Raw genomic sequence first — 11,600 nt, forward strand, 5'->3', positions numbered from 1 at the left:
CATCATTATGGTTTTAAGGGAACAGGGAACAGGGAACAGGGAACAGGGAATAGTGAGTAGGGAATAGTGAGTAGGGAATAGGGAATAGGGGATAGGGGATAGGGAATAGTGAATGTCCTAATTACCTTGGCGGTTGCTATATTATATAAATTGCTCTGTTTCCAGGCATAATCTCTTTGATATACAGGGATGACAAAACTTTTATTTCTGCCTTCTAGGAACTGATAAATAGGTTGTTTTTTGACTTGCATAGTCGAAAAAATAAGAAAGGGGCAAATTCCAGGATATCCTTGATACTATTTAGTAACATATCAGACAATGGGGGCAAAGCGATCGCCCCACCTAGTCCCCACATTGGAAATCTTGTTTAATCTGGGTGGAATTTGCCCCAGTACCCCTTATGCTAACCATTGGGTTATGAATAAACTGTAATAGTTCAACCCTGACCACAGACTGAGCAAAAAGGATGAAGCACGAATGAGTAAATTTATTGATACTGCAATTGAAGCCATTGTAGCCCGGGAAATTCTCGATTCCCGGGGGAGGCCGACAGTGGAAGCGGAAGTACATTTAGCTGGTGGTGCTGTGGGGGTAGCTCAGGTTCCCAGTGGTGCTTCCACCGGGACATTTGAAGCCCACGAGTTGCGGGATGGGGACAAAAGCCGCTATGGTGGTAAGGGGGTACTCAAAGCGGTAGAAAATGCCAATCAGGTATTAGCACCCAAATTACTAGGCTTGGATGTGCTAAACCAAGAACTGTTAGATCGGACGATGCTCGCTACAGATGGTTCCCCTAACAAAGCCAATTTAGGAGCTAATGCAATTTTAGCCATTTCCTTGGCAGGAGCCAAAGCCGGGGCGGAGGCCTTGGGGATTCCCCTCTATCGCTACTTAGGCGGACCGTTGGCGAATTTGTTACCTGTACCCTTAATGAATGTGATTAACGGGGGCGCACACGCTGCAAATAATGTGGATTTTCAAGAGTTTATGATTGTCCCCATTGGTGCGTCTTCTTTCCGGGAAGCTTTGCGCTGGGGTGCGGAGGTGTTTGCTACTCTCAGCAAGGTGTTAGATGACAAAGGTTTACTGACTGGTGTGGGAGATGAAGGGGGTTTTGCTCCTAACCTAGAGTCAAATCAGGTGGCTTTAGAATTATTGGTAGCGGCGATTAAACAAGCTGGTTACAAACCAGGGGAGGAGGTAGCTTTGGCCCTGGATGTAGCGGCCAGTGAGTTTTACAAAAATGGACAGTATGTTTATGATGGTAAACCCCACGCTCCCGCTGAGTTTATTGACTACCTGGGTCAATTAGTGGCAGAATATCCTATTGTGTCCATTGAAGATGGGTTACATGAGGAAGACTGGCAGAATTGGCAATTACTCACCCAAAAGTTAGGCTCTCAGGTGCAGTTGGTGGGTGATGATTTGTTTGTTACCAATGCTACCCGCTTACAAAAGGGGATTGAGCTAACAGCTGGTAATTCTATTTTGATTAAACTCAATCAAATTGGCTCCCTGACGGAAACTTTGGAAACTATTGATTTAGCTACTCGGAACGGTTTCCGCTCGGTAATTAGCCATAGGTCTGGGGAAACTGAAGATACTACCATCGCGGATTTAGCTGTGGCTACCCGTGCGGGTCAAATTAAGACTGGTTCCCTCTGTCGCAGTGAACGGGTGGCGAAATATAATCGCTTGCTGCGGATTGAGGATGAATTGGGCGATCGCGCTGTGTATGCGGGTACTGTAGGTTTAGGGCCGAAGTAGGGAGAGGGGAAATAAATTCCCCATGTCCCACATTAGGGATAAAATCCTAATTGGGGCAGTCCCAAGGTTTCATCCCAACCCATCATTAAGTTTAAACACTGTATAGCTTGACCCGCCTGTCCTTTAATCAGGTTGTCAATGGCTGACATGACAATCACTCGGCGAGTGCGCGGGTCAACTTCTACGCCGATATAGCAAAGATTGCTACCACAAGCCCATTTAGTTTGGGGATAAGTACCATTATCGCAGACTTTCACCCAGGGGGCGTGACGATAGAAGGCTTTATAGATGGTAATCAGGTCATCCCGCACTAATCCAGGGTCCCGGAGTGTGGCGTATACTGTGGCTAAAATTCCCCGCACCATGGGGATGAGGTGGGGGGTAAATTGAACTTTGACATCGTGACCGGCTAAATCACTACAAATCTGCTCAATTTCTGGGGTGTGGCGGTGATTAACAACGCCATAAGCCCCCAGGGAGTTATCAGCCTCAGCCAATAATAGGTTAATTTTCCCCTGTCTACCTCCCCCTGATGTGCCAGATTTAGCATCAATAATGGCGCTTTCGGGGACGATGAGACCTTGTTTAAGTAGTGGGGAGAGGGCTAAAAGGCTCGCGGTGGGGTAACAACCAGGACAACCGACCAGCTGGGCTTCTGCAATGCGATCGCGGTAAAGTTCTGGTAATCCATATACTGCGGTGGCGGCGATGGTGTCATCGGTTCTCTGTCCCCCATACCAATTAGTATAAGTTCTTAAATCGCTAAATCGATAATCGGCACTCAGATCCAGTACCTTACATCCTTTAGCACACAATTGGGGTGCAATTTGGTAAGCCAGGCCATTGGGTAGAGATAGAAATACTACCTCACACCGGTGAGCAATCACATCTGGTTCCACTGGTTCGATTGGTAAGTTAACCAGATGAGCCAGATGGGGGTAGAGGTCTGCAAAAGACCGACCAGCACTACTTTCACCCCCTAAATAAACTAGTTCAACTTCTGGATGTTCCATCAGTAATCTGACTAGTTGCACTCCCCCATAACCTGACGCGCCAACAATTCCCACAGGTACGCGTCTAAAATTACCCATAATTATGAAATCCTCATCGGTTTTTAGTTAAGGTGGTTAATTCTGAAATATCAGCTAGAAAATGCACGGCATACAACAATACACCAATTACCCTCAATGCTGGGTTGTGGCAAGATTTTACACTTTTACTAGACAAAATCAACATTTATCTCCAAAGATCGGCAGTTTGTATAGACCACAGATCAATATTTATTTAAGTAGAGTTACCCGGTATTCCGCTTCCCAAGTGTTACCGGAAAAGTCTAAAATAGCTGATCAGTCTGGCAATTTAGTTGTAATCCAAATAAACAAGCTACAATCTATAAAGAAGAAATTGTAAGAAAAATTTACTTTTGGTAGCTGGAATTTTCTGTGTCAAAGCCTAAGCCTATACGAAAGACTGATTCTACTCCCCTGAATGGGAACGACTCCCCCACGGTTGTACCGACCACCGGGGACAACATTGATAGTACTGTCTCTTCAACTCCAGCCTTTAAATTTGATTCCATTGATGCTGCTTTGGCAGACTTAAAAGCAGGTCGTGTCATTGTGGTAGTAGATGACGAAAATCGCGAAAATGAAGGCGACTTAATTGGTGCAGCCCAATTTGCTACCCCAGATATGATTAATTTTATGGCGGTGCAAGCTAGGGGGCTGATTTGTCTAGCCATGACAGGCGATCGCTTGGACGAATTAGACTTACCCTTAATGGTAACCAACATCACAGATACTAACCAAACAGCTTTTACAGTTAGTATTGATGCGGGTCCTGAACTAGGTGTTACTACCGGAATTTCCGCCGAAGACCGCGCCCGCACGATCCAAGTGGCCCTCAACCCAGCCACAAAACCTACAGATTTACGCCGCCCTGGTCATATTTTCCCCATTCGTGCCAAAATGGGGGGTGTACTCAAACGGGCGGGACATACCGAAGCAGCTGTAGATTTATCTCGATTAGCGGGGTTATATCCGGCTGGGGTAATTTGTGAAATTCAAAACCCTGACGGTTCCATGGCGCGGTTACCGGAGTTAATTGATTATGCCCAAAAGCATAATCTCAAAATTATTAGTATTGCGGATTTAATTAGTTATCGCCTCCAACACGATCGCCTAATATACCGTGAGGTGGTGACTAAACTGCCTAGCCAATTCGGTCAGTTTGATATTTACGCCTATCGCCATACTCTGGATAATACAGAACACGTGGCCATTGTCAAGGGTAACCCGGCTAATTTCCCAGATGCAACAGTGATGGTGCGGATGCACTCGGAATGTTTAACCGGTGATGCTTTGGGTTCTTTACGCTGTGACTGTCGGATGCAGCTCAAAGCAGCACTCAAAATGATTGAATCCGCTGGTCAAGGTGTTGTAGTTTACCTGCGACAAGAAGGGCGGGGAATTGGTTTAATTAATAAGCTCAAAGCCTATTCTTTACAGGATATGGGTCTGGATACGGTAGAAGCTAACGAGCGTCTGGGTTTTCCCGCTGACTTGCGGGATTATGGAATGGGGGCGCAAATGCTCATGGATTTGGGGATTAAGAAAATTCGCCTGATTACTAATAATCCCCGGAAAATTGCGGGACTCAAGGGTTATGGGTTACAAGTGGTTGACCGCTTACCGTTATTGATTGAGGCTAATGATTATAATTCCTATTACCTAGCTACTAAAGCCCAAAAGCTGGGTCATATGCTGTTACAGACTTACTTGGCCACAGTCGCAATTAGTTGGGAAGATGACCAACAATTATTCACTCAACGCTATGAACGTTTAGAACAACTGCGACTGTTAGCTAAACAAAATCATCTATTATTACAGGAAGAAGCGCGCCCTCTGGGGTTGGCGCTGTTTGCTCAGTCGTCTTTAACAGTACATTTGGGCTTTGACCAAGCAAATGTGGCTGATAGTAATTGGTATCGGCAAAATGGCCATCCTTACTTACAAGCAATTTTCCAAATCCTGGATAATTTAGTTACTTTACCCTACGTGAATAAGTTAGAATTTTTGATTTCTGCTGGTAGTGACCCCTTAAGTAACTTGCAAGTTAAGCTAGACCGTCAGAATTTCTCTTTTAATACCCTACCTTCGGCAATATGCGATCGCCTAGAAACTCAGCAAATTTACAGTTTTACTAGGGGGGATGGTTAAAAGTCGGTAATATTTCAGTAGTATAGGACTCCTATTTGATTTTTGAACAAGACTCAGTACACACGGCAATTCTTCTTACCTGTTCCCTGTTCCCTATTCCCTATTCCCTGTTCCCTATTCCCTGTTCCCTGTTCCCTGTTCCCTGAAACCAAACAACTTTGTACCTCACGAGCATGGGAAATGCTATATTACATTACTTATCATCGACTGTATAAAAATACCATTCCTCGGAAATTTCTGCTGTTTCTATTGCTTTCTGACAAAAAGCACGGATGTCGTTTGCTGATAAATTAACCTCACAAAATGCCCCGTTGTCAAGTTTTCGGTAACCGCGAAATTTTTTTTCATCCCATCCTACAAAGCGGGGAAATTGTTCTATAATATCTCTAAATCTATCAGGTTCTCTATCAATAATTTTATTCAATGTAATTTCCAAAACATCCCGCCAACTTTTTACAGGATATTCTTGTTCAAATATATGAAGCAGCTTAGGAGTGGTACGACTACTCCGAGATTTACGACTACTCCGAGATTGAGGCGATGGTTTTGACTCATCACCAAAGTAACTCCATATCTGCAAAGCAATTTCAGCTAGGTATTCTCCTCTTGCTTCAATATCTTTTCTGCACCAAGATTTTTTATTATGAAAATACTTGTTTAATTCTAAATGACTCTTTTGGAAGTGAGTTTGCTTATTAGGAAAATCCTCGTTAGAAAGCTCACCATTATAAGCTGTAAGTGTTAAGTTTCCTAGAGAATGAATAAGTAATTGATGGGTTGACTCCCAATCTTCACCCAAATGTTTTTTCCACCAATCATTTAAAGTTTGTGGCATAATGTGCTCAATTGAAAGCTTATCAAAAGATACCTGCTCTTTATGTTGAAAATATTCTTCCACAGATTCAAGAATTAGTTTGGCTTTTTCAGAGCGATTTTCACCACCATATAAATTCACATCCATTAGTCGTGATTTAAATTCCTCATCTTTTGGATAATCATGGCTTTGTAAATCTGATTTTAACCGGACTAAAAAACTATCTGCGGCTAAATTAGAATTTTTGCTCACCTGTGAATATAGTAAGGCAAAAACTCTATTTAAACCTCTAGTTGGAACATTACAAATAAATCTACGTAATATGAAATTTTCGATTATTTTTAAAATCGCAACAAAATCTTCTTCCGAAATTCTATCTTGGGATAGCTCATCATAACAATTTAACAGGAAAGGGTACACTGTAAGTGTTTTTAAGCGATTAATACGATGTAGATATTTGCGTATACTTTCGTTTTCTTCTCTTTCAGGGTTTAAAAGTTTTGCATAGTAGTTAGCAAAAATATATAAGTCTTTCAGGTGTGAAATTGCATCTCCTTCTCCTTTGCTAATAAGGTCTTTAATTTCAAAATAAATTTGATTTTGCTTAATTTCCTTACCAATTTTTGTCAGATAATGACGGACAAATTCTGTCAAATTTTCGCCTAAAATATCTTCCATAGGAGACCAGTATTTTTTATAAACTTCCTCTTGCGTCTCCACATCAATCCGCATAAAGAAATAATTACGTATTAAGTCAGCTTCGGTAAGAGGTCTTCCCTTAGCATTAAGATTTTCAAAGACTAAATATGGATCATCTTCATTGCTAAGTTTAACACTGACAACAGAGAGGTTGTTACATATAACTCTTTTGATTTTTTCAACCTCCAACTTGCTGTTTCTAATTTTTCTTTCAAAAAATAAATAACATTCCGAAATTACATTATTTTCAATTGGTGATTCATTATTAATGATGCGATAAAATGCTGTACGGTCTAGTTGTGTAGGCATTAATTTATAATAATCTGAACCCTTTTTGTAGTGATTAACCAGAATGGTTTGATGGATTTCTTCACCTAGTTGCTTATTTCTAGATTGCTTTGCTTTATCTCGCAAAGCACAGAGGAGAATAAAGCTTGTAGTTAGGCGTTGTTGTCCATCAATTAGTAAAAATTTATTTACTCCTTCTTCAGGACCTGAAGCGGTTTGCATGGTAACAATAGAACCCATAAAGTGAGGTCTAGGATGATCTAATGAGCAGAGTTCTGCAATGTCATCCCATAACACCTGCCATTCAGATTTTTTCCAACTGTAAGCTCGTTGAAATAAGGGAACTACATACTGTATTGTACCTTCAATGATATGTTGTAACTTAGTTTCTGAGGCTTGCATTGATGATAATTATTGGCTAATAAGGTATAATCGCATACAAGAATGTATAATTATTTGATGATACAGCGCATTTTATCTGAGTAAGGTATAGAAGGGCGGGCACCGATGCCCACCCCACAAGATTTATGATATTAAGGTGTGTACTTTATTTACTTGAAAAGTGCTGTATTTTGGGTAACTATAGTCATCCTATTTGAGTTGAGAAATTATCAGTGAGGAAAGGGAACACACCGAACAGGGAACAGGGAACAGAAATTGTTCATGAATCATTTAGGATTGCTATATACACGATGTGAAACATATAGTATCACTATTTGGTTACATTTAGCCTAAAAATATATGAGATAAATTAATACCCATATTTCCCTAGTACTTATGGCGGCTGGTATTATTCCGGTATATTGTGCGATCGCTATCTATATATTCTGGTTCCCCTGTAGGATCTGTGCGATCGCATGGTGGGAGTAATTTTTAATATTATATATTAAATACATAATATGAGTAATTTGTCAACCATCTAAACCCAGAGAATTATTTTGTTACGTGGCATTTTCTGGGCTAAATAGGTGATAAGATGACAAAAACTTGACATAATCAGGGTTTGAGAGTTGATATTCTAACGCCAATTAAGTCAAGTGGTCAATAGATATTAAACACTTGCGGAAAACTTTGCTCAAGTAACTACTCACCTATGGAAATTAATAATTCTAAAGCCATGAAAATGGCACTCGCTTCTCAAGAAATTTATCACAAGTTCGAGGTGATTTCTAATTCGGGTTTTTTTACTAACTGGTCTTCACCTCCACATCTCATTAATATAGAGGCGACTGATACTCAAGTGGCGATTTTAAGTGATACCCATGAGACTACTATAGTCTTTCGTGGCAGTGAATCCCGCTTAGATTGGAAAACCAATTTAAATTTCTGCAAGCAGAGAAAAGAGTTTTTTCAAGGGGTTATTGAGAAAGGAATTATTGCTGAATATCAACAAATCTATCCCTACTCTGCAAGTAAAAACTCTGGGGCTTTAATTCATCGGGGCTTTGCTAATGCTTATTTGTCTGTAAGATATCAACTTCATAACTATATTCAAACTAATCAGGTTTCCCGTCTGACTGTCACTGGTCATAGTTTAGGCGGTGCTTTAGCTACGATCTGCGCTCTTGATCTGCAATATAATTTTAATTCCATACTCTCTGGTATTGAAGTCTATACCTTTGGCGCACCGAAAGTAGGTAATAAGAAGTTCTATCAGTCCTATGATAAACGTGTCCCTCAAACCCATCACTTTATCTACGGTCTTGATATCGTACCTTCTCTACCTCGTTGGTGGCAAGGTTATTTTTATGCTCCGCAAAGAATAAGATTAAGTTCTCGATGGAAATTAAACTTCTTATCTGCTCGGATTAAAGACCATTCTATTAGTAGCTATATTCACTGGTTGGAAAAGTTACTTTAGACGATGTTTGATAACGTTTCAACAGGTAATTTTTATCTAAGGGAACAGGGAACAGGGAACAGGGAACGGGGAACACACCCAACACACCGAAACAATCAGATCCAGTCACCTTTCCCTTATAAAGGGAAAGGTGAGGGTGGGGTCAAATAATATTCGATACACTAATCATGACTTGACAAACATCCTCTCAGGGAACAGGGGGCGAATTAGTGTGTAATTTAGTTAGAGACACACCCAAGGCTTTATAGCCTTTTTTATTCAATGATCAATCAAAAATTTAATTTTGAGCTTGATAGGTGGGAATTAGTTCCCGATAGCTATGAAGTAACCGGAAAAATTGATTACCATCAAAACTAATAGGGTCGCTTCTCTCTCCAGAACGGTCTACATAAGCATGGGTAGTGATGCGGTACTCTGGAACCTGACTTTGAGCAATTAACCAGGCCAGAGAATTATATTGTAACTCTGTGTAACCACTATGAGACCGCAGAGAATTTTTACCCCAAGCTTCCGGGGGGGTTTCTAAAGAAACATGATAAGCAAAATTATTCACGGAGGATGCTAAATTAGGGTTAGTGGTTACGGTTTCTGCACCATTGGGACTCTCAAAAACCGAATTACCCGCGCCAAAAGCTCGTTTATTTGGGGGAACTAAATAAATAATTGTCCCATCCCGTTTAATTAGAGCGTGGTAACTAGCTTGTAGATTCTCATCTGTATGGGGGTTTTGAAAGAAGTTAACCGCACTAGAAGCAGAATTACCGGTTTCATGTAAGACAATCAGCGCTTGATTGTTCACAGGTACGCCATTAACATCATGAGAATAGCGATCGCCATAGTTGCTGGGGTCTACTGGGGCGATTTCATAGTTGGGTCTATATTGGGTAAAAGCTGCTGTAGTTCTGTATCTACTAGAATTTTGGTTTTTGGTGACAGTAGGTGGGGGTAAATCTACGGTTGATTTTTCCTGTAATTTTTCCTGTGATTCTTCCGCTAAGGTGTTTGAGGATTGTAATTGTGCTTGTGGATATTCGCCCCAGTCTGTAGTTACATCGGCTATGGGTGGGTTAGAGTTGATTTTGTTGCTGTTTGATTGTGTAATTCTCCCTAGGGATAACACTATAGTTAGTGTAGTGAATATCAGGAAAATCAGTAATACTCGCGTAGCCCAGTCTCTAAACCTCATTGTGATTGTATTGATGAAAAACTCAATTTAATCTTTCATCTCTTAATGTACAGTAGATTTCATATTTGGAGGAGGTTTTAAAAGTCAAAGTTAGTCAATAATCAAGCCAGTCCTCTGAGTATGATCAGAATCATGGCAATATAGATAGAAGTCTCAGAGGATGTCTCGGTTACTCACCATTTATGCTTAACATCAGTTCACTAGAATCTTCTTTATGGGAAGCAGCAGACCAACTTAGGGCGAATTTATGAATATTTTCTCAACAAATTCGCCATGACAAGAGCGCAGGAAGGGGGAGAATTTTTTACACCACCTTCTCTAGTGCGGCTGATTGTAAATATTATTGAACCTGATCGCAGTTCCAATACTTGTACCTAATAAAAATATAAGACATCAAATCGAATGGATAAACTAACCAAATATAAACAAATAATTCAACAACTTCTACAAGAATATGCAGCCTATTCTAGCCAAGATCAAGAAATAGAAACTCAACTAATTTCTGATACCCAAAATCATCATTATCAACTTGTCCATGTTGGTTGGAAAAATCAACGTCGTGTTTATGGCTGTATTGTACATCTCGATATCAAAGATGGTAAAATTTGGGTACAACACAACGGTACAGAAAACGAAATAGGAGAAGATTTAGTAAAATTAGGTATTCCCAAACAAGATATAGTTATCGGTTTTCATTCCCCATTTAAACGCCAATTTACAGATTATGCAGTAGGGTAAATTTAAGATCCCCGACTTCTCTGAGAGGATGTTTGTCAAGTCATGATTAGTGTATCAAATATCGTTTAAGTTTGTTGGCTGAGTGTCCTAATTGTGGGGCTAGGTTTGAGGTTCCGGCTTTGTGGGTTGATGGTTGGTGTCATCGGTGTTTTACACCTTTTAGGGAGATGGTGAAGAGTCAGAAACCAATTTAGGATCTGGAGAGCGATCGCCATCCATTAAGTTTACTTTTAGAAGACCTAGACATTTTCACGATACAGTAAATCTATGTTGTAATTTATGCTTTCCTGATGCTGGATCAAATTCGCGCTGAATATCATCCCTATCCTTGCGTCCTAATCTAGTCCATGCGAGAGCTACATAATTCAGGGCAGAGTGGAGACCCTCCTATTTTACACACTTCCCCTATAAGAAGTCCACAGGTACTTTCATTAGCACCGGTGGGATCTGCTCAGTGCATCGCTGTTTTGTTGATGGTTGATGGTTGATGGGTCGGACGCGGGAGCCAGGGGTTAAGAACCGCAGGGAGGGAGCCAGGGGTTAGAAACCCCTGTCTAAAAGCTGAAGTCGGATAAATCCGACTGAGTGTTAATTCTCGCAGTACTAGAGTTAACAATCATTGTTTATGGACTTTGGCTGACAAACACTCTCAAAACCCTATACAGCAAGCTACCGAGGTTCAAAACATCAGAATAACTATTCCAGGGATTTTGATTGAACTTCGGTCATGATTAACTAGTGCATTGACACAGCACTTAGGCGATCGCAGCTGCATAAGTAAGATCCCCGACTTCTTACATAATTGGACTAATCTAATATAAGTCCAGAAGTCGGGAATCTGTGTGACACCGAAGATCATATATCTGATTATCTTGACGGGATGCGATAACCAAGCGCCGCTGCAAGCAGATCGCGCGATCGCCTGTGCCAGTTGTGTAAGTCCTAATGTTGTTAAAGTTGTCTATTCCTATTCCCTCCCCTTACAAGGGGAGGGTTAGGGTGGGGTCAAACAATAGTTGATACACTAAT

At 40.9% G+C, this 11,600-nt stretch carries 9 protein-coding genes and 1 pseudogene; 6 read left to right on the forward strand and 4 right to left on the reverse strand.

From position 1 onward, the window contains the following. Window positions 1-5: 5 nt before the first annotated feature. Window positions 6-251 (reverse strand): hypothetical protein, encoded by a 246-nt coding sequence (locus NWP21_RS17670; RefSeq protein ID WP_280793677.1) that lies wholly within the window; start codon window positions 249-251, stop codon window positions 6-8. A gap of 226 nt (window positions 252-477) precedes the next feature. Between NWP21_RS17670 and eno the strand changes: the two genes are divergently transcribed. After that, the gene (gene eno / locus NWP21_RS17675) at window positions 478-1,767 is read left to right on the forward strand and encodes a phosphopyruvate hydratase (RefSeq protein ID WP_280793678.1); all 1,290 of its coding nucleotides are present in this window, start codon (window positions 478-480) and stop codon (window positions 1,765-1,767) included. A 32-nt stretch (window positions 1,768-1,799) separates the two neighbouring features. On the opposite strand, the gene argC is transcribed toward eno, so the two are convergent. Beyond that, window positions 1,800-2,858 (reverse strand): N-acetyl-gamma-glutamyl-phosphate reductase, encoded by a 1,059-nt coding sequence (gene argC / locus NWP21_RS17680; protein ID WP_280793679.1) that lies wholly within the window; start codon window positions 2,856-2,858, stop codon window positions 1,800-1,802. A gap of 351 nt (window positions 2,859-3,209) precedes the next feature. Here argC and ribBA point away from each other — a divergent pair, with 351 nt between their 5' ends. Continuing rightward, window positions 3,210-4,985 carry a bifunctional 3,4-dihydroxy-2-butanone-4-phosphate synthase/GTP cyclohydrolase II gene (gene ribBA, locus NWP21_RS17685; RefSeq protein WP_280793680.1) on the forward strand — a complete coding sequence of 592 codons (1,776 nt, stop codon included), beginning with the start codon at window positions 3,210-3,212 and terminating at the stop codon, window positions 4,983-4,985. Between the two features lie 193 nt (window positions 4,986-5,178). Here the strand turns inward: ribBA and NWP21_RS17690 are convergent, their stop codons facing one another. Continuing rightward, window positions 5,179-7,188, reverse strand: a complete 2,010-nt coding sequence (locus NWP21_RS17690) for a DUF262 domain-containing protein (RefSeq protein ID WP_280793681.1) — start codon at window positions 7,186-7,188, stop codon at window positions 5,179-5,181. Between the two features lie 691 nt (window positions 7,189-7,879). On the opposite strand from NWP21_RS17690, the gene NWP21_RS17695 reads away from it, so the two are divergent. After that, window positions 7,880-8,647, forward strand: coding sequence for a lipase family protein (locus NWP21_RS17695; protein ID WP_280793682.1), 768 nt, complete (start codon window positions 7,880-7,882; stop codon window positions 8,645-8,647). Between the two features lie 277 nt (window positions 8,648-8,924). Here NWP21_RS17695 and NWP21_RS17700 read toward each other — a convergent pair whose 3' ends face one another. Further along, window positions 8,925-9,833, reverse strand: a complete 909-nt coding sequence (locus tag NWP21_RS17700; protein ID WP_280793683.1) for a peptidoglycan recognition family protein — start codon at window positions 9,831-9,833, stop codon at window positions 8,925-8,927. Window positions 9,834-10,070: 237 nt separating this feature from the next. Here NWP21_RS17700 and NWP21_RS17705 point away from each other — a divergent pair. The 3 genes and pseudogenes from NWP21_RS17705 to NWP21_RS17715 all read left to right on the forward strand — a co-directional run. Continuing rightward, window positions 10,071-10,211, forward strand: a pseudogene (locus NWP21_RS17705) (N-6 DNA methylase); the annotation flags it as partial. 24 nt (window positions 10,212-10,235) lie between these two features. After that, window positions 10,236-10,571 (forward strand): XisI protein, encoded by a 336-nt coding sequence (locus tag NWP21_RS17710; protein WP_271733403.1) that lies wholly within the window; start codon window positions 10,236-10,238, stop codon window positions 10,569-10,571. Window positions 10,572-11,413: 842 nt separating this feature from the next. Then, on the forward strand, window positions 11,414-11,569 hold the full coding sequence (locus NWP21_RS17715; protein WP_280793684.1) for a hypothetical protein: 156 nt from the start codon (window positions 11,414-11,416) through the stop codon (window positions 11,567-11,569). The last annotated feature ends 31 nt before the right edge of the window (window positions 11,570-11,600 follow it).

The sequence above is a fragment of the Anabaenopsis sp. FSS-46 genome, assembly GCF_029891665.1.
In the GTDB taxonomy this organism is placed as follows: Bacteria; Cyanobacteriota; Cyanobacteriia; order Cyanobacteriales; family Nostocaceae; genus Anabaenopsis; species Anabaenopsis arnoldii.